Origin of the sequence: Mesorhizobium denitrificans, assembly GCF_003403035.1 — a bacterium.
In the GTDB taxonomy this organism is placed as follows: Bacteria; Pseudomonadota; Alphaproteobacteria; order Rhizobiales; family Rhizobiaceae; genus Mesorhizobium_G; species Mesorhizobium_G denitrificans.
Genome location: NZ_QURN01000023.1, coordinates 1 through 26,370 on the forward strand (window position 1 = coordinate 1; position 26,370 = coordinate 26,370).

Annotated in this window: 16 protein-coding genes; 13 read left to right on the forward strand and 3 right to left on the reverse strand. The window is 55.8% G+C overall.

What is annotated here, in order from left to right:
• On the forward strand, nt 1-5,201 hold a 5,201-nt coding region (locus DY251_RS20030; protein ID WP_116625680.1), incomplete at its 5' end, for a beta strand repeat-containing protein.
• 176 nt (nt 5,202-5,377) lie between these two features.
• On the forward strand, nt 5,378-6,571 hold the full coding sequence (locus DY251_RS20035) for an AGE family epimerase/isomerase (RefSeq protein WP_245416059.1): 1,194 nt from the start codon (nt 5,378-5,380) through the stop codon (nt 6,569-6,571).
• A 359-nt stretch (nt 6,572-6,930) separates the two neighbouring features.
• On the opposite strand, the gene DY251_RS20040 is transcribed toward DY251_RS20035, so the two are convergent.
• Nucleotides 6,931-7,764 carry a MurR/RpiR family transcriptional regulator gene (locus DY251_RS20040; protein WP_116625682.1) on the reverse strand — a complete coding sequence of 278 codons (834 nt, stop codon included), beginning with the start codon at nt 7,762-7,764 and terminating at the stop codon, nt 6,931-6,933.
• A 120-nt stretch (nt 7,765-7,884) separates the two neighbouring features.
• Here DY251_RS20040 and DY251_RS20045 point away from each other — a divergent pair, with 120 nt between their 5' ends.
• The 7 genes from DY251_RS20045 to DY251_RS20075 all read left to right on the forward strand — a co-directional run bounded on the left by DY251_RS20045 (nt 7,885) and on the right by DY251_RS20075 (nt 19,382).
• Nucleotides 7,885-8,994, forward strand: a complete 1,110-nt coding sequence (locus DY251_RS20045) for a Gfo/Idh/MocA family protein (protein WP_116625683.1) — start codon at nt 7,885-7,887, stop codon at nt 8,992-8,994.
• Between the two features lie 629 nt (nt 8,995-9,623).
• On the forward strand, nt 9,624-11,537 hold the full coding sequence (locus tag DY251_RS20050; RefSeq protein WP_116625684.1) for an Ig-like domain-containing protein: 1,914 nt from the start codon (nt 9,624-9,626) through the stop codon (nt 11,535-11,537).
• A gap of 302 nt (nt 11,538-11,839) precedes the next feature.
• Nucleotides 11,840-13,429 (forward strand): TolC family protein, encoded by a 1,590-nt coding sequence (locus tag DY251_RS20055; protein WP_158553294.1) that lies wholly within the window; start codon nt 11,840-11,842, stop codon nt 13,427-13,429.
• Between the two features lie 2 nt (nt 13,430-13,431).
• A complete protein-coding gene (locus DY251_RS20060) occupies nt 13,432-15,666 on the forward strand; it encodes a type I secretion system permease/ATPase (RefSeq protein WP_199498896.1) in 2,235 nt (744 codons plus the stop codon).
• The gene (locus DY251_RS20065; RefSeq protein ID WP_116625686.1) at nt 15,666-16,838 is read left to right on the forward strand and encodes a beta-barrel domain-containing protein; all 1,173 of its coding nucleotides are present in this window, start codon (nt 15,666-15,668) and stop codon (nt 16,836-16,838) included. Before DY251_RS20060 ends, DY251_RS20065 begins: the two co-directional genes overlap by 1 nt.
• Before the next feature lie 480 nt (nt 16,839-17,318).
• Entirely contained in the window at nt 17,319-17,963 is a 645-nt protein-coding gene (locus tag DY251_RS20070; RefSeq protein ID WP_116625687.1) for a YiaD family glycine zipper/OmpA-like lipoprotein, read from the forward strand.
• Nucleotides 17,964-18,440: 477 nt separating this feature from the next.
• Entirely contained in the window at nt 18,441-19,382 is a 942-nt protein-coding gene (locus DY251_RS20075; RefSeq protein WP_116625688.1) for a sterol desaturase family protein, read from the forward strand.
• A gap of 21 nt (nt 19,383-19,403) precedes the next feature.
• Here DY251_RS20075 and gntR read toward each other — a convergent pair whose 3' ends face one another.
• Together gntR and DY251_RS20085 are read right to left on the reverse strand one after the other, a co-directional pair.
• Nucleotides 19,404-20,468, reverse strand: coding sequence for an HTH-type transcriptional regulator GntR (gene gntR / locus DY251_RS20080; protein WP_425373323.1), 1,065 nt, complete (start codon nt 20,466-20,468; stop codon nt 19,404-19,406).
• Nucleotides 20,465-21,373: an SMP-30/gluconolactonase/LRE family protein gene (locus DY251_RS20085; protein WP_116625689.1), complete on the reverse strand. Its 909-nt coding sequence runs from the start codon at nt 21,371-21,373 to the stop codon at nt 20,465-20,467. Before DY251_RS20085 ends, gntR begins: the two co-directional genes overlap by 4 nt.
• A gap of 315 nt (nt 21,374-21,688) precedes the next feature.
• Here DY251_RS20085 and DY251_RS20090 point away from each other — a divergent pair, with 315 nt between their 5' ends.
• The 4 genes from DY251_RS20090 (at nt 21,689) to DY251_RS20105 (ending at nt 26,368) form a co-directional block, all read left to right on the forward strand.
• The gene (locus tag DY251_RS20090) at nt 21,689-22,813 is read left to right on the forward strand and encodes a sugar ABC transporter substrate-binding protein (protein ID WP_116625704.1); all 1,125 of its coding nucleotides are present in this window, start codon (nt 21,689-21,691) and stop codon (nt 22,811-22,813) included.
• Between the two features lie 74 nt (nt 22,814-22,887).
• Nucleotides 22,888-24,432 (forward strand): sugar ABC transporter ATP-binding protein, encoded by a 1,545-nt coding sequence (locus DY251_RS20095; RefSeq protein ID WP_116625690.1) that lies wholly within the window; start codon nt 22,888-22,890, stop codon nt 24,430-24,432.
• Entirely contained in the window at nt 24,429-25,409 is a 981-nt protein-coding gene (locus tag DY251_RS20100; protein ID WP_116625691.1) for an ABC transporter permease, read from the forward strand. The genes DY251_RS20095 and DY251_RS20100 overlap by 4 nt, the downstream gene beginning before the upstream one ends.
• On the forward strand, nt 25,406-26,368 hold the full coding sequence (locus DY251_RS20105) for an ABC transporter permease (RefSeq protein ID WP_425373324.1): 963 nt from the start codon (nt 25,406-25,408) through the stop codon (nt 26,366-26,368). Before DY251_RS20100 ends, DY251_RS20105 begins: the two co-directional genes overlap by 4 nt.
• The last annotated feature ends 2 nt before the right edge of the window (nt 26,369-26,370 follow it).

Genomic DNA, 26,370 nt, shown 5'->3' on the forward strand with positions numbered 1-26,370 from the left:
CGATGAATGACGCGCCGGTTGCGCAGAATGATGCGTTTGCGACGAACCAGAACACGTCGATCAATGGCGATCTGTTTGCCAATAATGGTTCCGGCGTTGATGTCGATGTCGATGACCCGCTTGCAGTGGCGCTGGTCAATGGCGCTGCGCTCAATTCCGGCTCAACCATAACGCTGCCTTCGGGCGCGCTGCTGATCGTTAATTCGGATGGCACCTTCAGCTATGATCCGAACAATGTGTTCGACAGTCTGCCGGAAGGCCAGACAGCGACCGACAGCTTCACCTATACCGTTCGTGATTCGTCCGGCGCGTCTTCGACGGCAACGGTTACGATAACCGTCACCGGTCTTGATGATGCAATCTCCATTACCGGCCTGAATGACGGGCCGAACGGTACGGACGGCGCTGTCAATGAAAGCGACCTGCCGAATGGCTCGACGCCTGCCGGAGCGGGTGAGGTGCTGAATGGCTCGGTCACGCTGACCGCAGTCGATGGCATTGGCGCGCTCAGCGTCAACGGCACACCGATCACGGTGTTGCCAACCCCGGGCAATCCGGTGGTGTTCACCGGTCTTTATGGTACGCTGAGCGTGACCAATTACGATGCCGCGACAGGTATCGTGACCTATCAGTATGTGCTGACGCAGCCAGCCAACCAATCGGGTGGCAATGTCACCGATGATTTCGTGATCTCGCTGACCGACCGTGACGGGGATACCGTCAACGGCACGCTGGCAATCCAGATCAATGACGATCAGCCGACAGCCAACCCGGATGCCAACAGCATTGCGGAAGATGCGACAGCACCGGTTACCGGCAATGTGCTGACGAATGACGTGCTGGGAGCCGACCGCACAGGCGGTGGTGTAAGCGCGATCTCGTTCGGTGCAACGGCGGGTACGGTCGGTTCAGCGCTTGCGGGTGGCTATGGCAACCTGACGCTTAACGCCAACGGCACCTATTCCTACAGCGTGGACAATACCAATCCGGCAGTGCAGGCCCTGCAGCAGGGCGAAACACTGACGGACGTGTTCACCTATACCTATCGCGATGGTGACGGCGATACGGTCACGTCAACGTTGACGATCACCATCAACGGCCAGAATGATGCGCCGGTTGCGACCAACGATACGGTTGCAGTGACAGAGGACATTGCTGCAAGCGGCAATGTGCTGACGAATGATGTGGATGCAGACGGTGATCCGCTTGTGGTCAGCGGCTTCAGCTTCGGCGGCAACAACTATGCTCCGGGTCAGACGGCGACAATCGCTGGTGTCGGCTCGCTGGTGATCAATGCCAATGGCACATTCACCTTCACGCCTGCTGCCAACTACAATGGCCCGGTTCCGTCCGCGAGCTATACCGTCTCCGACGGCGAGGGCGGTGCCGATACCACAACGCTCGCTATCGGACCCGTCAGACCCGTCAACGATGCGCCGGTTAATACGGTGCCGGGAGCACAGACGATTTCCGAAGACGCTGGAGCTGTAGCGATCTCGGGCGTTTCGATTACCGATCCCGACGCGACGCAGACCCTGACCACGACGCTCACAATCCCGGTTGGCGCGGGTGCGCTTGCCGCTACGGGCGGCAGCTTCAACGCGGCGACGGGCGCGCTGACGATTGCCGGCACACCTGCGCAGATCAATGCGGCTCTCGCGACGCTGACTTACACCCCGCTAGCCGATTTCAACACGGATGGCAGCAATTTCACCGTAACGATGGTAACGGACGACGGTGTTGCTGCACCGGCCACGTCCAGCTTCACCATTGCGGTTACGCCTGTGGCCGACATCGTTGCCGACACGGTGACGACGAACGAAGACACCGCGCTGACGTTCAACCCGATCACCGGAACGGGGGGGTCCGAAGCGGACAATTTTGAAAATGCGGGCGCGCAGATCATGGCTATTACGCAGCCGGCGATTGGCGCAGCCGTGTTGAATGGCGACGGCACAATTACCTATACGCCGCCGGCCAATTACAATGGCACAACGACGATGACCTACACGGTCACCTCGGGTGGTGTGACGGAAACCGCGACGATTGCGATCACGGTGGCTTCTGTGAATGACGCGCCGGTTGCGCAGAATGATGCGTTTGCGACGAACCAGAACACGTCGATCAATGGCGATCTGTTTGCCAATAATGGTTCCGGCGTTGATGTCGATGTCGATGACCCGCTTGCAGTGGCGCTGGTCAATGGCGCTGCGCTCAATTCCGGCTCAACCATAACGCTGCCTTCGGGCGCGCTGCTGATCGTTAATTCGGATGGCACCTTCAGCTATGATCCGAACAATGTGTTCGACAGTCTGCCGGAAGGCCAGACAGCGACCGACAGCTTCACCTATACCGTTCGTGATCCGTCCGGCGCGTCTTCGACGGCAACGGTTACGATAACCGTCACCGGTCTTGATGATGCAATCTCCATTACCGGCCTGAATGACGGGCCGAACGGTACGGACGGCGCTGTCAATGAAAGCGACCTGCCGAATGGCTCGACGCCTGCCGGAGCGGGTGAGGTGCTGAATGGCTCGGTCACGCTGACCGCAGTCGATGGCATTGGCGCGCTCAGCGTCAACGGCACACCGATCACGGTGTTGCCAACCCCGGGCAATCCGGTGGTGTTCACCGGTCTTTATGGTACGCTGAGCGTGACCAATTACGATGCCGCGACAGGTATCGTGACCTATCAGTATGTGCTGACGCAGCCAGCCAACCAATCGGGTGGCAATGTCACCGATGATTTCGTGATCTCGCTGACCGACCGTGACGGGGATACCGTCAACGGCACGCTGGCAATCCAGATCAATGACGATCAGCCGACAGCCAACCCGGATGCCAACAGCATTGCGGAAGATGCGACAGCACCGGTTACCGGCAATGTGCTGACGAATGACGTGCTGGGAGCCGACCGCACAGGCGGTGGTGTAAGCGCGATCTCGTTCGGTGCAACGGCGGGTACGGTCGGTTCAGCGCTTGCGGGTGGCTATGGCAACCTGACGCTTAACGCCAACGGCACCTATTCCTACAGCGTGGACAATACCAATCCGGCAGTGCAGGCCCTGCAGCAGGGCGAAACACTGACGGACGTGTTCACCTATACCTATCGCGATGGTGACGGCGATACGGTCACGTCAACGTTGACGATCACCATCAACGGCCAGAATGATGCGCCGGTTGCGACCAACGATACGGTTGCAGTGACAGAGGACATTGCTGCAAGCGGCAATGTGCTGACGAATGATGTGGATGCAGACGGTGATCCGCTTGTGGTCAGCGGCTTCAGCTTCGGCGGCAACAACTATGCTCCGGGTCAGACGGCGACAATCGCTGGTGTCGGCTCGCTGGTGATCAATGCCAATGGCACATTCACCTTCACGCCTGCTGCCAACTACAATGGCCCGGTTCCGTCCGCGAGCTATACCGTCTCCGACGGCGAGGGCGGTGCCGATACCACAACGCTCGCTATCGGACCCGTCAGACCCGTCAACGATGCGCCGCTCGCAGTCAATGATGTGGTTCCTGTAACCGAAGACACTGCCGTAACCGGTAATCTGCTTGCCAATGACACGGACGTTGAAGGCGATACGCTGCAGGTCACGGGCTTCACCGTTGGTGGCAACAGCTATGGTCCAGGCACAGCGGTAATTCCCGGCATAGGCACGCTTACCATCGATGCGAATGGCAATTTCAGCTTCAACCCAGAGCCAAATTACAACGGTCCGGTGCCGCCGGTCACTTATTCAATTTCGGACGGCAACGGAGGTACGGGCTCCGCATCGCTTCTTCTTGGGCCGGTAGTGCCGCTGAACGATGCGCCAGTTGCGGGCAATGACAGCTTCCCGGTTGTCGAGGACACGCCAGTATCCGGCAATGTGCTCACCAACGATACGGATTCGGATGGTGATCCGCTGACGGTTTCCGGGTTCACGGTGGGCGGTCATAATTACCTGCCCGGTCAGACCGCAGCTATTCCGGGCGTAGGAACGGTGGTTATCGCCGCAAATGGCGCGTTCATCTTCACCCCTGCGCCGAATTACAACGGTGCGGTTCCGGCCATTACCTATACCGTATCTGACGGCAACGGCGGCTCCGACACGGCAACGCTTACGCTTGGCCCGGTCTCTCCGGTCAACGATGCGCCGGTGGCGCGTGGCGATGAAGTTATTGCTAAGGGCGGTGATACAATCCGCATTCCTGTACTCGCAAATGACAGAGATGTGGATGGCGACCCACTGCAGATCGTAGCCATAAACGGCAGGCCCATCACAATTGGCGTTCCGGTTTCAATCGCTAATGGAACCGTTACGGTCAATTCGGATGGAACCATCAGCTTTACGCCGAATATTGGCTACTCCGGCCCGGCTCAATTCTCTTATACGGTGAGTGACGGGAATGGCGGGTTCGATACGGCGTCTGTATCTGTGGACGTTCGGGCTGGCTATCTGGAAATAGATCCGCCTTTCGTACCGCCGCATCGTCGGGACTATCTTCCGCCATTGCTTACGGCCAACGGGCTTGTTGGCGATTCCATCGGCGATTTGAACGGCACGTATCTCTCTTCGACCGACATAATCGATGGCGTTGTCAATTCCATTCGTTATCTCAATGGAATTTCTGGATTGTCTGCGGACGGCCCAATTGGGCAGGTCGTGCATCAGATCGACAGTTGGCTGGGCGCAGACGAGCGTCTGGCCGGTGCTGAGCGCGGTCTATTTGAGGGCGGCTCGGCGCTTACCGATCCGAAGGGTGGTGACAGCACCTGGTTCATGGTCAACACCATCATGCGTGAGGGCGTGCTCCACCTGACGATCCTGTCCGCTGATGGTAAGAGAGGCGCAGAAATCGCCTCAGGCCATACCATAACACTCGCCGACGGGCGTGCGCTGCCCAACTGGATCGAGTTGGATCGGGGCGGAATGCTGATTGGGCGTCCACCGGCCGGACTGGCCTTCATTGACCTGAAAATACAGGCAATGGACAAGAGCAACCGCGCCGTCGTCGACAATGTTCGGATCGATCTGCTGACTGGCGTAGTGGCTACGCACACTGCGGATCAGCGCGCCGACGCAGGACCGTTGCTGTTCTCCGATCAGACGACAGCTGGCATCGAAATGTCGATTGAACGAGCAAATTCGCTAGCGGCTGCTCTCACCGGCTGGACCGAACTGCGCGACGATACACGAGCAGCGTCATAAAGAGAAAGCGTGTTGGCCGCCTTGCGGCCAACCGCCGACTGCGCTCTATGATAAGCCAGACATCAAGCCGTTAAGTCTGGAGCTCGACCGGTATGCCCGAGACTCAGTTCGCCCTCGACTGGATAGGGACCAAGGGGCCGCGTTTTGTTGAGCGTGCCGTGCATCGGCGCTGGCTGATGGACCGAGCATTCGCGCTTTTCGACTTTTTTGGACATGCGACATTCAATCCGGCGGGCGGCTTTTTCACCCTTGACGAGCAGGGGCGTCCGAATGGCGCCGGTCCTCGGTCAGCAGGGGTTGAACGACAGGTTCATGATACGACGCGCATGGTGCACTGCTTCGCGGTTGCCAATCTGCTTGGCGTTCCAGGTTCGGATCGCGTGATCGACCACGGAATGAAATTTCTTTGGAACAATCATCGAGATGAACAGAACGGTGGCTATTTCTGGGGCGTGAATGACGCGGGCCCCACCAATGCGACCAAGCAAGCCTATGGTCACGCATTCGTCCTGCTCGCCGCCTCATCCGCGAAGGTCGTCGGCCATCCGGCGGCGGATCGATTGCTGGCGGACGTGACAGAGGTTCTTCGTAAGCGCTTCTGGGACAATGAGATTGGAGCTACGAGAGAAGAGTATGGTCACGACTGGTCCGTGATCAGTGATTATCGCGGCCAAAACTCCAACATGCACCTAACCGAAGCCTTGATGGCCGCGTTTGAGGCAACCGGCGATTCCGAATATCTGCTAATGGCTGAGCGCATCGCAGGGCTAATCATCGATCGCCATGCCCGCGAACAAGGTTGGCGTGTTGCTGAACATTTCGATGGCGAGTGGAATGTCGACCGCGCTTATTCCGGTGATCCCATGTTCAGGCCGCGTGGCACCACACCGGGTCACGCGCTGGAATGGAGCCGCCTGCTGATCCAACTCTGGCAACTGGGCGGCCAACGGCGAAGCTGGATGCCGGAAGCCGCGAAATCATTGTTTCTGCACACTACGCAAATCGGATGGGATACCGCAGTTGGCGGATTTTTCTATACTCTTGATTGGGACGATAAACCCGATCAGCGCGACCATTTCTGGTGGCCTTGTGCGGAAGGAGCCGCAGCCGCCGCAGTACTCGGCGATGCGCTGCACGATGCCACGTTTGAGGAGTGGTATCGCCGCATCTGGGGAGTGATTGCCAATCACTTCATCGATTGGCGAAATGGGAGTTGGTTTCCAGAACTGGATGCAGAAATGCGTCCAATCAGCCGAGTATTCACGGGACGGCCCGACATTTATCACGCATTGCAAGCATGCTTGATCCCTCTTCTGCCGTCAGATGGTAGCATTACAAAGGGATTGAGCGATGGCAGGCTGCGCAGCTAGAACCTCCCGCCTGATCTTGCCAGCGCTCACTCGCGCGAGCCGAATCTTGCTTCGGCCATAAGCTTGGCTTTTGTTAATTCCGTCGCGCGAGAAGATGCACTCTTTTCCGCGCAGATTTTCGTTGCCATTGCGTTTGCATGGTTACGCAAACAACTCGGGCCCGCGCCCCAATGAGCGCCTGCACCTGCAGTCGCTGCCGTAGCAAATAATGCGAAAGCCACGGTTGTGGCCACTTTTGAATCAGATCTCATGTCCCACCCAATCGTCCCATCGATTGTTGCGTTAACCGTAAGCGTCGACAGGTTGAGATTGCACTGATCGGTCAATTAAACTTGCTATTAATACGAAATTTTTCCGACCTATTTTGCTCGTTGCCTGCGCTCCGCCACAGCAACGCTGATCGTCATGGCAAGCGCCATTGTTGCGGCAAGCGAACGAAAGCCCGCGCAGTCAGCTTCCGCAACTTCAAACCATTCTGAAGCCGATTGGGCCAAAGGTGAAAAGGCGCTGTCTGTGATCGCCACTACTGGAACATTGCTCGATTTCAATTGAGCGACGTGATCGATGGTAGTTTGGGCGTAGGGCGAAAAGCTGATCGCGATTGCAGCGTCCCGAGGACCGGCGAATGAGAGCAATTCAGGATCAAGGCCCGCGACCGAGTCGATTATCTGGTGTCGCACTTTTAGCTTGGCGAGACCATAGGCCATGTAACTTGCGATGGGATAAGAACGACGCCGTGCGATAATATAAATGGTTTCCGCGCGTGACAGTATCGAGACTGCGCGCTCAAGCGTTCCCTCGTCCAGCACTCGCGCCATGTTTTCAAGGGACTCCTGAGACGATGCTATAAAGCCTTCGAGAATGGTGCGGTTCTGGCTGCCATTCGAGCCGCCTCTCAAAGCGTTGAGGCGGTCCTCATAAGAAGTGGTGCGTTCGCGCAACCGCTCGCGAAAAACTGTTTGCAAGCTGGTGAAACCGTCAAAGCCGAGATGTTGAGCGAAGCGAATAAGCGTTGAAGGCTGCACGCCGGCAGAGGTCGCGATGCTTGCGGCTGTGCCGAACGCGATTTCGTCAGGGTTATCGAGCGCGTAAGCCGCCGCTTGTGCAATGCGCTTGGGAAGGGATTGCCGCTTTTCCAAAACCAATTCTCGCAATGCTTCAAAGTTTTGCGGCAATGGAAGATTCTCAGGCATTCAAAGCTTCCTTAATCGGAACGCGAAAACTAGCGGCGAGAAAATGGAGTGTTTATTCCATTTCTGAATAATTTAGACTATATCATCCATATCAACGATTCTCGCAACGGAATTTCTCCCATGATTGGTGTCGGTCTTATAGGTACTGGATTTATGGGCAAGTGCCATGCAATTGCGTGGAATTCCGTGCAGGCGGTGTTTGGCGATACGCCAGGGGTGCAGCTTGTTCACCTCGGTGAAATGAATCAAGAACTGGCGGACCGCAAGGCTGGCGAGTTCGGCTTCGCCAAGGCGTCGGGCGATTGGCGTTCGGTGATTGATGACCCGCAGGTGGACATTGTATCCGTCACGACGCCGAATGCTTTCCACAAGGAAATGGCGTTAGCTGCATTGGCGGCCGGCAAACACGTTTGGTGCGAAAAGCCGATGGCGCCTACATTTGCCGAAGCGCAGGAAATGGCGAAGGCTGCAGCGCATTCCGGCAAAGTTGCGATCCTCGGATATAATTACATTCAGAGTCCTGCAATTCGCCATATCAAGAGCTTGCTGGAAAAGAATGTCATCGGGATCGTCAATCATCTCCGTATTGAGATGGACGAGGACTTCATGGCTGATGGTGAGGCTCCGTTCTCGTGGCGCAACGAAGTCAGCGCCGGATATGGCGCGCTGGATGATTTTGCCGTTCACCCGCTTTCTTTAATCCATAGTCTTTTCGGGCGGGTATCGCGAGTGATGTGCGACATGAGCAAGCCTTATGCCGTGAGGCAGAATGCTGAAGGTTCGCGGCGAGCTGTCGAGACATACGACATTGCAACAGCGTTGATCCATCTGGAAAACGGGGTTTCCGGAAGCCTGCACGTCAACCGTTCTGCGTGGGGAAGGAAGGGCCGCATCGCGGTGCAGATATTTGGTTCGAAAGGTACGATCCTTTTCGATCAAGAGCGTTTCAACGAAGTTCAGCTCTATCTTTCCAGTGATGAACCCGCCCTGCAGGGTTTTCGTACTATGTTGATGGCGCCGAATCACGCGCCTTATGGGCAATTTGTTCCAGCACCGGGTCATGGTCTTGGGTTCAATGATCTGAAAATTATCGAATGCCATGAATATCTGCGTCGGATTGCGACCGGCGAAGGTAATGTTATCGATTTTGGCGACGGCCTAGAGATTGAACGCACCGTGCATGCGATGGCCAAATCGCATGCGAGTCAACGCTGGATAGATGTGCGGTAGTCGCTATTCCATGCGTGGTAGCATTTGACGAATCAGACCTTTGTGCGGGTTCGACGAATGCGTTTTGCTTGCCAATAAAGTTAACGTCACTATCAGTAAATATGCCGATGGCGCGGTCCGGCTTGTTGAGCTGGCTAATTTTGCGCTTTGCACTGAGCGCGTCTTTTTTGAAATGTTCTGTCATCGAGAGAAGCGGTCATAGCTGTGATCAGAGCTTCTTTGCCGGATTCAAGGCCCACCGCGTGACCGGCCTTTCAAACCGGCAGCTTCCCCTCTGTTAAGTACTGCATATCCGGGCATGTCCTCTGCGACATAAGGAATCGCTCATAGGCGCATGTATGTATTCACACTTTTTTTAACAATGTTATGATTGACTAAATTAGCATCGCTTAATAGACGTACCGATTCAGTGTGGTTCGTTACCCGAGAAGGTTAGCATACCGAGTCAAGTGTGTTTCGATGGTTGTAGGCATGGGCGGAATTGCGTCCGATTTTCGCCTTTTTCAACAGCGCGCGGCCCAAGCGGAGATCCGTTGCGTAGCCCTCGAACCCTTAAACGACGGTGCCGACTCTTCAGGGATGCCGAACGGTGGTGGGGCCACTGGCAGGTAGATACTGGGGGTTAATATATGGTTGCTGCTTCGGTTTTAGATGGGCACGTTACAGTGCAGGTCAAGGGCAATGTCGTTGCTCCGAATGCTCCGGCCAATTTTGTGGTGCCTGGCTCGCCCGCCAATGTCGCGAATTATATCCGGCAGGGCAGTGACCTGATCATTGAGATGAAGACAGGCCAAACCTTTACGATTCAAGGGTTTGCACAGCAGGGCTTGGTCAATAATATCGTATTATCCGCTGGCGGCGCGAATACCCTCGTGGACATTTCCGCAGCCTTTACCGCAGCTGCAGTATCCAACGGCATTTTGGCGCCGGCTCTCATTACGATTGAGGCAATCAGCGCCAGTACATCCGTAATGTCATTGCTCGGAATACTCGGAGCAGCCGGTGCCGCGGGTGGTGTGGGCTTGGTTGCGCTGAGTGTTGCGGGGCAAACGCCTGTGGATACGACGCCTCCCGCCGCGCCCGTCCTTGATCTTGTGAGTGACGATGTAGGGACCAAGCTTGGGGCGCTCAGTTCTGGCGGGCTTACCGATGACACGCGTCCGACATTTTCTGGCCGAGGTGGAATTGCGGGGGCGACCATTGAGCTATGGGAGGGGGCAACCCTCTTGGGATCTTCCACGGTTGGCTCTGGTGGTGATTGGAGTGTCAGCCCATCCACCGGTCTGCGGGACGGCCAACACGGTCTCTCGCTTGTTCAGCGTGATACATCCGGCAACGGAAGCGCGGGTACGGGGTTTGTAGTGGTAGTCGATTCCACTGCCCCCGGAACACCTGTTCTTGTCCATGTCGTTGATGCGGTTGATGCCGTCACTGGCGAAATTCAGCCCGGAGGCGCGACTGATGATACGCGGCCTGTTTTATCGGGAACTGGTGAAGCTGGCGCGATAGTAGAACTGCGGGAAGGCAATGTAGTTCTCGGTTCGACGATTGTTGGCAACGACGGTGCATGGAGCGTTCGACCGTCAAATGGATTGAGTGAGGGCAGCCACAACCTTGTTGTGGTGCTGATCGATGCTGCGGGTAACAAGAGTCCCGCTGCAGGTTTTGTGGTTGTGGTGGATACCATTGCGCCCGAGGCTCCCGTTATTGTGCAGGTTACCGATACGGTTGATGCCGTCACGGGGGCGGTTCAATCGGGCGGTGTGATCAATGATACGCGGCCTTTGTTTGCCGGCACCGGCGAGGCTGGTGCGACGGTCGAGCTGAGGCAGGGCAATGTCGTGCTTGCCACGGCGGTCGTCGGCATGGACGGCCGCTGGAGCGTCAGCCCGACGGCGGCGCTGAGCGCTGGCACGCACGCCTTTACGGTGGTGCAGAGCGACACGACCGGTCATCGCAGCCCGGTCAGCAGCGCGTTCAATCTGACCGTCGACACCGGCGCATCGCAGCTGGTGATCGGTTCGGTGATGGACGATGTCGATCAGGTGACGGGTGCGATTGTCGCCCATGGCACCACCAACGACACCCAGCCGACGCTGTCTGGCACCGGCGCGGAAGCCGGCAGCACGATCGAGCTTCGTGAGAATGGCAGTGTCATCGGCACGGCCATTGCCGGTAATGACGGCGCCTGGAGCGTCAGCCCGACGCTGGGGCTGGCCGATGGGGCGCATAGTCTCACCGTCGTGCAGATCGATGCGGCGGGCAATCGCAGCCAGCCGAGCACGGCCTTCGAACTGACGGTCGATACCCAATATTCGGGCGCGGATCCGGTCATCGATCCGGTCACCACCGATCAGCCGGACAATCGCACGCCGGGCATCTATGTCGGGGAGAACCTCGACCCGGCGCCATCGCTTTATGTCGATGGCGAGAAGGTGGCGTCGACCTATGATCCGGTCACCGGCATGCTGACGCCGGTGGAACCGCTCAGCGATGGCGAACACACGATCACCTATACGCTGTCTACATCGACCATGACATAACGAACGTAATCGTGACCTGATCGGCACGCTTGAGGCTACGAAACCGCGATCCGGGGGCTTTGGTCCCCGGATTTTTCCGCTGGGGTTCAGCATTTCATCTGGATCATCTAAAACAGTGTCTTGAAATAAACTATTTGCTAATTTAGGTATATTAAATCCTTGTGCTGATATTTCGGTGCAAGGGTTCTCTTGCGGAATGGGTTTTAGCTAATCCTTGAAACGTGCCGTTCAGTTGGTCGTTTTTCGCAAAAGTCAACCAGAACAAGATGTTGCCACCAGAGGCAGTGATTGGGAACGTGATCTTGGCGATTCAAACCACGCGCGAAAGCGGCGATGCGGAAGTTCTCGGCTCAAATGCATCTCTGCAGCGAATCGGTGTGCGGAATGATGCCGTCCGCTTAAGCGGGCTGGGCAGCGCATCGAAAAGCTTGAGAGCAACAACAATTCTTGCCGCTGCTGTGCTGATTGCGGGCGCTCTGGGTGGTTGTTCGACACAAGGTGAGGCTCCAGTTCGCAAGAGTGCGACCGATCTTTCCCTCCTGCCTTCGCCCGCCAAACCCGGCGAGCAAGTTTCTGGAAGTGCGGAACTCGCTTCCTCAAATGCAAACTCGCTGACAAATGTGCAATCGGCTGCAAACCCGGATGGAAAGTCCGGCATGCAGGATAGTGATGAACTCGTCGAAGTCTTGATCGACGGGTTAAGTCTTGCGGATGCTGTCGGTCTGGCGATTGCCAAACATCCGGACATAAATCGCGCACAGGCGATTGTCGCGCGCAGCGAGTCGCAAGTCGCAGTGGCAAAATCCGCTTGGTATCCGACTATCAATTACGGACTTGATCCGGGGTACAATACAAGTGGCAACGTGCATCAGGTGAAAGCCGGCGTTGGTTTGCAGCAGCTTGTCTACGATTTCGGCAGAGCGCGCAGCAATATTTCGGCGGCCAAAGCGACGCTGGAGCAGGAACAATACCTGCTTGCTGATACAATTGAGACGGTGGCGTTCAACACAGCCGCGACATTCGTCGATCTTTCTGCCAGCCAGGAAATGATTGGTGCGGCCGAGCAGCAAGTGCAATCGCTGCGCGATACGAAAGAAAAGATCGAGGCGCGTGTCAAGGCGGGCCTTTCGGATGCGTCGGATTTGAATCAGGCCGAAGTCGCTATCAAACGAGCCGAAGCCGAAGCTCTTTCGGCTCAGACAGAGTTTGATGATGCCGCGGGAAAACTTGCCGAGCTGGCGGGTGTTCGGCCTTCGCGCGTTGCTGCCTTGGCTGCCACAACGAGTGTAGTGAATGGGCTTCACCAGAACGCCGTCGATAAAGTTGACGATACGCCGGCTATCCTTGCGGCAAAGGCATCGCTCACTGCCGCTGAAGCAAACGTCAAGCTTGCCAAAGCGGCACAGTTCCCCTCCGTGGGCGTAACTGTCAGTCAGGAGTTTTCGACACTGAAGGACAATGCAGGAGACTACGACCGCTACACTTATGTTGGCATGACCCTGAGTGGTGATTTCTCATTGGGCGGTTTGACCAAGCACAAGATTAATACGGCGCTGGCCGAGCAGCGCGCCGAAGCGCAGGTTCTGGAAAATCAGCGTCTGCTCACGCGTACCGCTCTGGGGTCGGCGCAAACCCAAGCCTCCGGCGCCGCCGCGCGACTGTCGAGTTATCAGAGCGTTATCGACCTTTCTAAGGAACTGCTCGACCTTTATTGGCAGCAATACACCTTGGACAAGCGTCCGCTTACCGATGTCATTAATGCCGAGCGAGATGTTTATCAGTCGGAGGTGCAGCGCATCTCCGCAATCGCGGATGGCGCCAACGCGCGGATCAAAGCCAATGCCGCAGTTGGTCAACTTGTAGCGCAGCTCAAGGCTAAGAAGAGTTCCTAAAAATGAGCCTGGATGTTCAGGAAGAACCGGTTTCCGCATCGGCTGAGTCTGAGATTCCCGAAACCCCTGATTTAAAGCAATCGCGCCCGCCGGACATGGAATCATGGACGCAGGCGCTTTTGCTTGTTGCGAAGCAAATCGGTGTCAGGTCTTCCCCCGAATTGGTCCGTAACGCTGCTGCGTGGGCGCCATCGGCGGATGTAGACCAGGCTGTTATCGATATTGCGCACGCCGCCGGACTGTCAGCGGATTTTCGGAAGATTTCTGCCAAAAAATTGACTGCCGAGATGCTGCCTGTGCTGATTGTAATCGGCGAATCCCGCGTCGGCGTCATTACCGAAATCGCAGACGGGAAATTCAGCGTTGCCTTTGCGGTCGAAGACTCCTTTATCGAGCGCAAAATCCCCATCGCCAATGCGGCACGCAAAGGCTCCTTAAAGGTGCTTACTGTTGCAGCGAGAGAGCAGATTCAAGATGATCGTCTTGAAAGCTATCTGCGGCAGAAGCCCGACACTTGGCTGAGGCATCTTCTGCTCAAGAACTGGAGTACCTTTGCGGAGCTGGGCGCGGCATCGCTTTTTGCCAACCTGATCGGTATCGCCACGTCTTTGTTCGCGATGCAGGTCTGGGATCGCGTGGTGCCCGCGCGTTCATTCGAGACCCTTTGGGTGCTTGCTTCTGGCGTGCTTATCGCGTTGGTCATCGAATTCACCATACGTATGGTACGGGTCGAGCTCGCCGATTATTTCGGCAAGGACGCGGACCAGAAACTCTCGCTCATGTTTTTTGCGAGGGCGCTGGATATCCGCAATGATGCCCGTCCACGTTCACCTGGCACGCTTATATCTCAGTTGCGCGATCTGGATCAGGTGCGTGAGTTCTTCACCTCGACCGCCATCGGTGTCATGATCGACGTGCCGTTCATCGTCGCGTTCCTGTTCATCATGTGGATCTTGGGAGGTCCTCTTGTTCTGGTTCCGATCGCGGCGATCCCGTTTATCGTAATACCCGGCATCGTTGCGCAGATACCTCTCGCAAAGCTCTCGCGTGAGGGACTTGAAGAGGGGGCAATTCGCAACGCCATCTTGATGGAGGCCATCTACCGCGCGGAGGACATAAAAACGCTGCAGGCGGAATCTCGCTTTCGCAGTGTTTGGGAGCGCGTAAACCGCACGGCGAGTGAAATTGGATTGCGGCAACGCAAGCTGAGCGCTTCGCTCGTGCACTTTTCGCAGGAAATCCAACAGCTGGCATATGTTGGTGTTGTGGTAGTGGGCGTCTATGGCATTCTCGAAGGCACAATGTCGTATGGCTCGGTGCTTGCATGTTCGATCCTCACCAGTCGAACAATCGCACCGCTAGGTCAAATACCGGCAATTCTCGGCAGGCTGCAGAACGTTCGCGCGAGTAAGAAGGGCTTGAATGACCTGCTCAAGCTTCCGATTGATCACGATCCCGATAAGGATGCTTATCACAGGGCCAATCTCGCCGGCCGCTTTCAGTTTGAAAACGTAGCCTTCGCATATGATCAGGAATCCAAGCCGGCACTGACCATTCCTCAACTCAAGATCAATCCGGGCGAGCGCATTGCAATTTTGGGCCGTGTGGGGGCAGGGAAGTCAACATTCCTTCGTTTGGTTGGCGGACTGGCGACTCCCTCGCAGGGACGCATTCTGCTCGACGACACCGCAATGAACCTGATCGATGTTTCTGACGTCCGCCGGGATGTCGGTTTCGTGCTTCAGGAATCCGGGCTGTTTTACGGAACGATCAGAGAAAACCTCTTGATTGCAAATCCGCATGCAACCGACGAACAGATATTGGAAGCGATGCGGCTCGCATGTGCTGATCGCCTTTTGCTCAACCAGCCGCACGGGCTGGATTTGAAACTTCGTGAAAATGGCATGGGCCTGTCCGGTGGCCAGAAGCAGTCACTCCTGCTCGCACGCGTATTCCTGAGAGGTCCGAACATTCTGCTTCTCGACGAGCCCACAGCGTCACTGGATGACATGACCGAAGGCGCGATTATCGAGAATCTTCGTGGCTGGATCGGTTCTCGTAGTCTCATCGTGGCCACGCACCGATACCAGGTCCTCAACCTTGTTGATCGCATCATCCTCGTAGATGGCGGTCGTGTCGTTCAGGACGGTCCCAAAGCTGAAATACTTGCGATGTTGAGCGGCCAAAACAACGCACAGAAGCAAGCCGCAGCAGCATCAGGAAAGCTGAAAAACTAATGAGCGGTCTGTCGATTTCTGCTTATAGCAACCCTAAAACGCGGCGCATGCGCTCTGTGCTATGGCTGATCATGACTGCGCTTTTTATCTTCATCGTTTGGGCGGCTTACGCGCCCCTTGATGAGGTCGCGATTGGCGAGGGAAAGGTCACGCCATCATCCAAAGGACAGATCATTCAAAGCCTTGAAGGTGGCATCCTGGCCGAATTATTCGTGCGAGAGGGTGACATTGTCGAGCAGGGGCAAAAGCTCGCGACGCTAAATCCCGCGCAGGCGCGTGCTTCCGTTGAAGAAGCTTTGGCCCGTATCGTTGCTCTTCAAGCTCGCGCCTCGCGTTTGCAGGCCGAAATGGCTGATGCTGAGGAAGTGAAGTTTCCTGCGGATTTGCAAGCCGATACGGATGTGGTTGAGCGCGAGCGTCAACTCTTTTTCGCGAACAGAAAAGCTTTCAAGGAGAACCTTGCGAATTTGCGTGAGCAAACGCGTCTGGCAGAAGAAGAGCTTGAAATCACCAAGCCGCTTTTGAAATCGGGCGCCACGAATGAGGTGGAGGTGCTGCGGCTTAAGCAGAAGGTCGCAGAGTACGCGTCCAAACTCGCTGCGACACAGAGCGAATATTATGTCGCGCTGAAAGCAGATTTTTCCACCACCATGGCCGATCTGGAGCCCTTGCTGAAGGTGAGAGAAGGCCGTGCGGATCAATTGCGACGCACCGTCATAAATTCACCGACGCACGGAATCGTCAAAGACATCCAGGTCACGACGATTGGCGGCGTCGTCAGTGCTGGTGGCGTCCTCATGGAGATTGTGCCTCTTGGCGATCAACTTCTTATTGAGGTCAAGCTCAGCCCTCGTGACATTGCCTTCATCCATCCCGGTCAGGACGCGAATGTTAAGATCACGGCATATGATTCAGCGATTTACGGTTCCCTTTCGGGCAAGGTTGACCGCGTCTCGCCAGATACTATTGAAGACACGACCGACCGTCGGATCCACTACTATCGCGTCTATGTGCTGACCGACCATTCGTATCTCGAAACCAAAGACGGCAACCAGCACCCGATTCTTCCAGGTATGGTCGCTACGGCGGAAATTCGCACGGGTAGGAATACCGTTTTGAATTATCTGATGAAGCCATTGAAGCGCGCCGGAGAGGCATTGCGCGAGCGGTAAGGGTTGATTGGAACCGGTTCTGTACGGCAGGGATTATACCTCTTAGGAAGTAGATCGATGCGAACAACACCAGAACCGGCCAGCTGAAATATTGATACATATCGGGAACGTTGCGAGGATTAAAACCTCGTTAACCATGCGGTACGTGTTGGCAGCGCCCGCGCCAATTTTGCTGAAGCCATATGTCGAGGTGTAGGAAACATCGCTCGACAGTCCGAATCAGATTATCCAGGTCAACATGGTTGCGACCTGTACTCGGCATATCCCGAGGCCAAACATGACGGGATAACCTCCACAATTTATTCGTCACCGTCCCGCACTACCCATCTCGAGAAGGAATTGCCGGGAAGTACGACTCGTGAGCTAACTTGTGTGGAGCGCGTGTGGTTATGGTTGTGGCGCGTGGAATTCTGCCATAATCGGAAAACACACCAATGCCGCTTGTGATCGCATAAGCGAAGGGAAGAAGGGGAACCCAATATGAAGAGACTGGTCGCGGGTGCCGTTGCGTTCGCCTTTATTTCGGGCTGTACGACCGATCCTTATACGGGGGAGCAGAAAATCTCGAACACAGCTGGCGGCGCAGCACTCGGAGCTCTCGCGGGTGCCGGCATCGGGCTGCTTGCCGGCGGCAACGATCGGCGCAACGCCTTGATTGGAGCCGGTATCGGAACGCTCGCAGGCGGTGCCATCGGCGGCTATATGGATAAACAAGAAGCTGAGTTGCGTGGCTACCTTCGCGGCACCGGCGTTTCGGTTACGCGCAATGGTGATCAGATTATCCTGAATATGCCGTCCAACATCACATTTGCTACGGATCAGGATCAGGTCATCCCGGCATTCTACGAGACGCTAAATGCTGTGGCGCTGGTCATAAACAAATACAATCGCACCTTTGTCGATATCAATGGCCATACCGATTCCACCGGTTCGGCCAGCTACAATCAGGCTCTGTCGCAGCGTCGCGCTTCCTCGGTGGCATCCTATCTCACGAGCCGCAATGTCGACGGACGTCGCTTGGCTATCAATGGCTTTGGTGACACCCGTCCAATCGCCAGCAATGCAACTCCAGAGGGCAGGGCGGAGAATCGGCGCGTAGAAATTTATCTCTCGCCGCTGACGTAAGCGACCGAAAAGCGTGACCGAAAGCAAGGATCGCGGGTTTCTTCCTCTGCGATCAAAGTTTTTGCGTGCTAACTCATAGCGCGGGAAGCGTTATTTGGTTGGCAGGTTCGCTCTCGATTTTCATATTTATTAATACCCGTGCAGGCTGAGCCAGAGCGCCCCAATAGCGCCGTAGGGTAAGCCGCTACGTCTAAATGATGTTGGCTAAACTTGCGAGCAATCTGGCCGCGGTGGGTTGCGAACGCTATCCTGTTCAGATGGCGGAAGATGGACGAGCGGCTTGATTCTCGATGGCTTAACGTATGGAACGCGCCTTACCGCGTCAGACGTGGTTTTGGGGTTTGCTTCCATGTGCGTCGAGGTGCCAAAAAACCTTGCCACCCAACATAGCGCGACAGATGTAATCGCGCGCGGTTCCTCACAAGCGATATACCATATTGGGACATTTCGCCCCGATCAATCCAATGGAGTTTTGCCATGGAGTTGATCGAATACGCGTTCGGAAAGATTGGGAGCTTTCTCTACAATACCTACTATCTGAACCTTCATCAGACTGCGGTTGGATTCGCTATTTACCTATGTCTGGTGCTTGCAGTCTTCGCGGTGGAACTTTTCTACGTCGAATACGGCAAATCCGGTTTTCGACGTGTGTTCTTTGAACGAAGCAAATCCACCATCACTGATATTGTATTCTTTGTCCTGCAAACCACGGGAATGATCGCGCTGTTCGCGGCCCTCTCATCCTTGGGCCTATCTTATTTCATCATGGAATCGGCCAACAATCTCGCTCATCTGGACCTCGGCAATCGCTTGCCGGGGTGGGCGCATGTGATGCTTTTTTTAGTGCTGTCGGATTTCTTATCTTACTGGCAGCACCGCGTTATGCATTGGTCGCCGGCACTCTGGCGGCTACACGAGTTTCATCATGCTGCCGAGGAGTTCAACGCGCTGACGGCACATCGTGAGCATCCGCTGGAGAAGGCGATCAATATGGTTGTGCTGATCATTCCGGCGCTGGTAATTGGCCTGCCAACCAGTGATTTCAGCCTGGTAATGATCGCGTTCGGTGCCGTCGGCTTTGTAAAGCACAGTGCCATTCCATGGCATGGATGGTTTGGCACATACGTGATCCAGTCCGCGCGCGATCATTCGGTCCACCATTCGAAGCTGTGCGAGCACCATAATCGCAATTTTGCCAACTATTTCCCGATCTGGGACCATCTCTTCGGCACCTATTATGAGGGTGATGTCACCAGTATTCAGCTCGGCTTGGATAGGACATATTTCAACAAAACGGACCCGTTGCGCGAAACTATCGCCACTCAAATCCGCTTTGTCGGACGAGCTTGCAAAAGCGTGAGAACGCATGTCGAGCAATTCCGCCAACAGATCGGGCTTGATCTTTCCGGCAGGCGGTAAACCAGAACCTATACCCAGAACCTATACAATGCGGTTCGTGCTTTCTCTCGGTCGCAATTCGAACCCGAGATCAGTGATTGTGTCGACCTTTTTATCTGCCAGCCGCTCCTGCAGCAGTTGAACTGCGCGCTGACCGATGGCGTAACGCGGCGTACGTATGCTGCTAAGCGTCGGGAAGGCAACCGCCATCATCTCCAGATCGTTGAAACCGCAAATGCCAAGCCTCTGTGGAACCTGAATGGATGATCTCTTGCATTCGAAAAGAGCGCCAAGAGCCAGGTCATCATTGTTGCAAAAGATAGCATCCATATCTGGCGTGCGGCCAAGCGCGTCCGCAAGCAATTGGCCACCCAATGTTACGCTGGAAGGCGTCGGCGTAGTGGTTATCAGCGCCGGATCGAAAAGATCGGCGTCCTCCATTGCGCGCCGGTAACCTGCAAGACGCCGCTGCGTTCGGGGATCCATACGCGCGCCAATAAAACCGATGCGACGATAGCCGGAGTCGATCAGGTGCCGCGTCGCCTCCCGTCCGCCATCGAAATGCGAAAAGCCAACGAGCATGTCGATGGGGTCGTAGGATGTCTCCATGATCTGCACGACCGGACAGCCGGAATTTGCCAACATTTTTCGAGTTGCTGTGGTCGGATCGATTCCTGCGACGATCAAAGCCGAAGGCTTTTGACTCAAGAAGACGCTGACGAGGCGCTCTTCCTCAAGCGCAGAATAGTGCGTGTTGCCCATCTGAATCTGCAGAGAACTGCCCCGCAATTGATCGTAAATGCCTTTGACGACATCTGCGAAAACCACATTGGTAAGCGATGGCACCAACACCCCCACCACGTCGGATCTGGCTGAGGCCAGGGCGCGTGCGATTGGGTCGGGCACATAGCCCAACTGGGCCACGGCATCATCGATTTTCGTACGCAGTTCAGCCGACACGCGTGAGGGGTGTCGGAGCGCTCGCGAGACAGTGATTGCTGCAACATCAGCGAGGCGAGCAACATCTGCAATTGTGGGGCGGCCGCCGCCTCGGCGGTTGCTTTTCCGGGCTTCAGGCTCGTTCTCGCCCTTTTTCAATTCGTTCACAGTTTTGCGCCATTGACCATCAAGCGCACCGCATAAAGAGAAGTGGTTGCGCAAATATAGAGAATATTTCGCTTCGGTCCGCCGAAGACGCAATTCGCGACGAGTTCAGGGATAAGCACTTTGCCGATCAGGGTTCCATCAGGGTCGTAGCAATGAATCCCGTCATGCGCGCTGGTCCAGATGCGGCCGTCGGAATCGAGGCGGAAACCGTCAAACAAGCCCGCAGTGCAATCGGCAAAAACCTTGCCACCGGAAACTTTGCCTTCAGCGCCAATATCAAAAACGCGCATATGTGCAGGATTTTGCGGGCCATGTGTCCGCCCCGTATCGACGACGTATAGTTCGCGTTCGTCGAGCGAGAAGGCAAGCCCGTTTGGCCGCACCATGTCGGTTATGACTGCTGTGACTTCTCCCGACTTTGGATCGACCCGATAGACATTGCAGTTGCCGATTTCGCTTTCGGCCTTATGGCCTTCGTAATCAGATTCGATGCCATAAGCCGGATCGGTGAACCAGATCGAGCCGTCAGAACGAACGACCACGTCATTCGGCGAGTTGAGCCTTTTTTCGTTCCACCGGTCGGCAATGACTGTGACGCTGCCGTCATGTTCTGTTCGGCTTACGCGCCGCGTGCCATGTTCACATGTAACCAGTCGGCCTTCGCGGTCCGTCGTGTTGCCGTTCGAGTAGTTCGATGGTTGACGAAAAACGCTCACATGCCCATCCGTCTCGTCGAGGCGAAGCATTCGATCGTTTGGAATATCAGACCAGACAAGATAGCGCCCTGCCGGAAAATATGCCGGCCCTTCAGCCCATCGACAGCCTGTGTAGAGCTGCTCGACTTGCGCGCTATGATTGAAAAGTCGCGCAAAGCGCGGATCAAGAACCTCGTAACAGTCCGCCATCTTCCTCCCCCTCTAATCATGCTTTTACGTCAAGATTGCATGACAGCGCTATCTCATCAAGAACAGCCTGCTTTTCACCATACACTAAAGGAAAGATCAATTTTAGCCTGCGATGCGGCTAGAAAATCCTCTTTACAAATAAAAAATGGTAGCGCTACCTTATGCGGAAAGCGGAACCTTTGGAGGAGTTGCCGGCTAGGCAACGAAGGTGTTTGGCGTGTGCGTGCCCACGTCATATTCCGTTTTGGGGCGGCATCCGCAGGTGAGGCGGCGCCGGTCAAAAAGGAGCGCGCAGCGATAAGGGAGGAAATGTCGATGATGAAGTCTTTGCTAGGCGGCATTGTTGCCGTGACGGCGCTTACGTTGCTCGGTTCGGCCGCTTACGCCGAACCAGAGGTAGTTTCGGGTCCAGCCGCAGAACCTGATTGCTTTGCGCCTTGGTCCGCAGATACCAAGTTTTTCAAGTTTCCAAAGAAGGATGGTCCATATCGGATCGCGCTTGCTAATGGTTACATCGCGAATACCTGGCGCATCCAGATGGTGCAGACCGCGAAGGCCTATGCGGCACAGCCGGACGTGGCCGCGAAGCTGAAAGAGTTCAAGGTCGTATCGACGGGAGAAGATGTTCCGGCACAAATATCGGCCATCAATAATTTCATCGATTCCGGCTATGACGCCATTGTCGTTAATGCGCAGAATCCCACTGCCTTTGCTCCTGTCATCAAGCGCGCCAAGGAAGCGGGTGTCGTTCTCGTGGCGTTTGACAACACGCTGGACACGCAGGATGCGATCAATGTGAATGTCGACCAGAAGGGCCTCGGCGTGTTGTGGGGCGATTGGCTGGTCAAGCATCTTCCGAACGGAGGCAAGGTGCTGGAAGTTCGCGGTGTGGCCGGCACGTCAGTGGACACGGATCGTCACAACGGTATCCACGAAACGCTTCAGGCTTCTGGCAAGGACTTCAAGGTCACCGAGGTTATGGGCAAATGGGATGATGGTGTCGCGCAGAAAGTTGCAGCGGATGCAATTGCAACCAACGGCCCATTCGACGGTATCACCGCGCAAGGTGGCGATACGGGCGTTGTGCAGGCGATGATCGATGCCAAGCATCCGTTTGTGCCGTTTGGTGGTGAGACAGAGAACGGTTTCCGCAAGTTCTGCGCAAAATTTTCCGGTGAAGGGCTGAAATGCACTTCGGCGGGAACAGGTCCGGCGCAAGTTGCTGTCGCTATCAAGACAGCGATAGCAGCGCTGGAAGGCAACGTTGTTCCGCAATCGGTCAAGCTGCCGCTGGCAATCGTGTCTGATCCCGATTTCAAAGACGGGCAGGATTATTTCTCGGGCGAGTCCGACAACTTCTTCGTGGGCAATTCCTTCCCCACCTGTGGCATCAATTTCACCGCGCAGGAAATTATGGGGCAGTCGAAGGAGAACCAGTAAGGTTCTGAAAAGGAATTGGCGTCGCGGAGTAATAACTGCGACGCCAAGTTTCATTCCACGGCGAGGAAAAAGTCATGGAAGGCGCTGGACCGCTCTTTCAGATGGAAGGCATTTCCAAATCCTATGGCGGCGTGCGCGCGTTGCAGGACGCCTCCTTGTCCATTCGAGCGGGAACGATCCATGCCATTCTTGGCGAAAATGGTGCAGGCAAATCGACGCTTATCAAAGTAATGGCGGGCGTTGTTTCCCCCGATCAAGGGCAAATGATGCTTGGTGGCAATCCGGTGCAATTTGCTTCGCCTGCGGCAGCAATGGAGGCGGGAATTGCTTGTGTTGTTCAGGAGCTTTCGCTCATCCCGGAACTGAGCGTTGCCGACAATGTGGTTATCTCCAATCCGCCACAGCGTTTCGGATTGATCGATAGAACGGCGCAGAGGCGCATCGCGGAGCAATCACTTTTGCGCGCAGGAGCAGGCGATGTGCATCCCATGGCGCTCGTGAAGGATCTCCCGCTTTCTCGACGGCAGATGGTCGAAATCGCAAAGGCGCTCACCCGCAAGCCGCGTATTCTCATCCTCGATGAAGCGACATCGGCGCTCACGGCATCAGACGTTTCCAAAGTATTCGAGGTGCTCAAGAGACTTCGCTCTGAGGGTTTGGCGCTCCTCTATATTTCGCATCGTATGAACGAAATTGCAGAACTGGCGGATGAATGCACCGTGTTCCGTAATGGTCGCAACGTTGCAAGTTTCCCCGCGGGAACGAAATCCGATGGCGAGGTCGTTCAACTGATGATCGGTCGCGAATACCAGAATGTTTATCCTGAAAAGCCCACTGCTCAGGCTGACGCGAAGCCGCTGCTCGAAGTGCAGAATTTGTCCTGGGCAAACCGCCTGCACGACATTTCATTCGGCGTAAAGCCGGGAGAAATACTTGGCCTCGGCGGTCTTGATGGGCAGGGCCAGCGCGAACTCTTGCTGGCGTTGTTCGGTGTTCTGCGCGGTCTTGAAGGCGAGGTCAAAATCGAAGGCAAGGCGACCAAGCTTGATAGTCCTGCCAGCGCCAGAAAGAAAAATGTCGGCATGGCGCTGATCCCGGAAGATCGGAAAACCGAAGGGCTGATGTTGCCCATGTCCGTGCGGGACAATCTGTCGTTTGCCTCGCTCGACATGCTGACAGTGCGTGGCATCGTGGACAAGACGAAGGAAGCGCAATCCATCGACGAGATGGTAAAATTGCTGGCCATTAAAACGGGCGCGCTGGACTCTCCGGTCAGTTCACTCTCTGGCGGCAACCAGCAGAAGGTCGTCATTGCGAAATGGCTTATGCGCCACCCTCGCATCATTCTTCTTAATGATCCCACGCGAGGTATCGATGTGGGCACAAAGCAGGAAATTTATCTGCTGATGCGCAGGCTCGCGGATCAGGGGGCAGCCATCGTTTTCTATTCAACTGACTATGCCGAACTTATCGGATGCTGCGACCGGGTTCTTGTCATGTACAACGGCGCGGTGGAAACGGAACTTTTGGGCGACGAGATCACCGAACATGCACTGATCTCCAGCGCGCTGCACATCAGGCCCAAGGAAAATCAGCCCCGCGAAAGGGTGAGCCGATGAAGGACTGGCAATATCGCCTTGCCGAACATCGCGGCACACTCATTGCACTTGCAATTTTCATTGTGATGTTCGCGATCTATACCGCCAATCATCCGGCTGGCTTTACTGCAAATGTCGTTCAGACGGCTGCCAACAAAGGCGCGCTTCTGGCCTTCGTCGCAATTGCTCAAACGCTGGTGGTCATAACCGCCGGCATCGACCTGTCGGTCGGAATGATCCTGCTTCTCACAAACTGCCTCGCATCGTGGGTGGTGGTCGGCAGCCCGATGGAAACTGCATTCGGCGCTGTGCTTGTGCTGCTGGCCGGCGCGGCCTGTGGAGCCTTGAATGGTGCGATCGTGATCTATGGCAGATTGCAGCCCATCGTCGCGACAATCGCGACGGGCGCTGTTTTCTACGGCGTCGCGCTGTTGCTGCGCCCATTCCCGGGCGGCTCGGTCAATGAAGATTTGGCCGACGCGCTAACGGGTAAAATCTTCGGTGTCGTGCCCGCCAGCCTCATCGTGTTGCTGGCGGTCATTTTGCTGGTCTGGATTCCGTTCAGCCACTCTGTATATGGCCGCGCGGCGTATGCGGCAGGCTCGTCCGAGCCCGCAGCCTATATTTCGGGAATGCCGATCCGCAGGGGCAAGTTTCTCGCCTATACGCTGGCGGGCTTGGTCGCTGCGATTGGCGGTCTTTTCCTGACATTCTTCAGCTATACTGGCGAAGCGGCTTATGCGTCCGGCAATGCTTACACGCTGTTTTCAATAGCCGCTGTGGTGCTGGGCGGCGTGTCACTGTTTGGCGGCAAGGGTAGCGCGGTTGGTGCGGTGTTTGGCGCGCTCGCATTTCGCACCATTGGAGATTTGCTGTTTGTCTTTGATCTCGATCCGCTTTGGCAGCCGCTGTTCCAGGGGCTCATTCTTCTTGCTGCTGTAAGCCTTGGCGCGTTTGCGCTGTTCAGGGTGAAAAACCGGTTGGAGTGGTTCCTGTGACGGCAAACGCACTACCGCAATTCATTCGCAAGGCGGACCCGGCTGTCCTGACGGCCTTTGGCTGCATCATTTTATTGCTCGTCATCGGCGGCATTTACTCAAGGAGTTTCCTGTCGCCGGAATATCTGTTGCAACAACTCAAGGTCGCTTCTTTTCTTGGTGTCATTGCTACGGGCATGATGCTGGTCGTACTGCTTGGGCAAATCGATCTTTCGGTGCCGTGGACAGTAACTGCGGGAGCGATGATGGCTTGCGCGGTGGCGGCGTACGGTCCAGTTGGAGTGGCGCTAGCGATTCCGTTCGGCATTTTCTGCGGTGCGCTAATCGGCGCCATCAATGGCATTGGCGTCGCCTATTTACGCATACCGTCAATGATTGTAACGCTTGCGACCAATGCGGTCGCACAGGGCATTATGGTCATTTATACCGGCGGGTTCTCGCCGCAAGACAGTGCCACAGATGCGATGCGGTATCTCGCTACCGGCACGATACTGGGCATACCAAACGCCGCAATCATCTGGCTTATTTTAGGTGTCGCAACAGTTTTTGTGCTTGGCCGCACGAGCTTTGGGCGATCCGTATATGGCATCGGAAATCGCGAGCGCGCCGCCTATCTGTCTGGCATAAATACACGGCGCATCGTCATGATCGCGTTTGCGGCGTCGGGCGCGTTGTCCGCATTTGGGGGTGTTCTTCTGGCGGGCTACGCATCCAAGGCCGCGCAATCGATGGGCGATGCCTACCTTCTCCCCGCAATTGCTGCGGTAGTGTTGGGGGGCACATCTATCTTGGGCGGGCGCGGGTCGTATATGGGAACGGTTGCAGGCGTTATTCTGATCACCCTGCTTCAGTCGATTTTGTCGGTCATGCAGATGCCGGAGGCCGGGCGGCAGATTACCTATGGATTGCTTATCATTCTCATGCTGCTGCTCTATGGCCGCTCGCCGGCAATCCGTTGATG

What these genes read in the sequence shown, in the direction of transcription:
- DY251_RS20035 (WP_245416059.1), top strand. Translation starts at nt 5,378, where the DNA reads ATGGACCGAGCATTCGCGCTTTTCGACTTTTTTGGACATGCGACATTC.
- DY251_RS20040 (WP_116625682.1), bottom strand. Translation starts at nt 7,764, where the DNA reads ATGCCTGAGAATCTTCCATTGCCGCAAAACTTTGAAGCATTGCGAGAA.
- DY251_RS20045 (WP_116625683.1), top strand. Translation starts at nt 7,885, where the DNA reads ATGATTGGTGTCGGTCTTATAGGTACTGGATTTATGGGCAAGTGCCAT.
- DY251_RS20050 (WP_116625684.1), top strand. Translation starts at nt 9,624, where the DNA reads ATGGTTGCTGCTTCGGTTTTAGATGGGCACGTTACAGTGCAGGTCAAG.
- DY251_RS20060 (WP_199498896.1), top strand. Translation starts at nt 13,432, where the DNA reads ATGAGCCTGGATGTTCAGGAAGAACCGGTTTCCGCATCGGCTGAGTCT.
- DY251_RS20065 (WP_116625686.1), top strand. Translation starts at nt 15,666, where the DNA reads ATGAGCGGTCTGTCGATTTCTGCTTATAGCAACCCTAAAACGCGGCGC.
- DY251_RS20070 (WP_116625687.1), top strand. Translation starts at nt 17,319, where the DNA reads ATGAAGAGACTGGTCGCGGGTGCCGTTGCGTTCGCCTTTATTTCGGGC.
- DY251_RS20075 (WP_116625688.1), top strand. Translation starts at nt 18,441, where the DNA reads ATGGAGTTGATCGAATACGCGTTCGGAAAGATTGGGAGCTTTCTCTAC.
- DY251_RS20085 (WP_116625689.1), bottom strand. Translation starts at nt 21,373, where the DNA reads ATGGCGGACTGTTACGAGGTTCTTGATCCGCGCTTTGCGCGACTTTTC.
- DY251_RS20090 (WP_116625704.1), top strand. Translation starts at nt 21,689, where the DNA reads ATGATGAAGTCTTTGCTAGGCGGCATTGTTGCCGTGACGGCGCTTACG.
- DY251_RS20095 (WP_116625690.1), top strand. Translation starts at nt 22,888, where the DNA reads ATGGAAGGCGCTGGACCGCTCTTTCAGATGGAAGGCATTTCCAAATCC.
- DY251_RS20100 (WP_116625691.1), top strand. Translation starts at nt 24,429, where the DNA reads ATGAAGGACTGGCAATATCGCCTTGCCGAACATCGCGGCACACTCATT.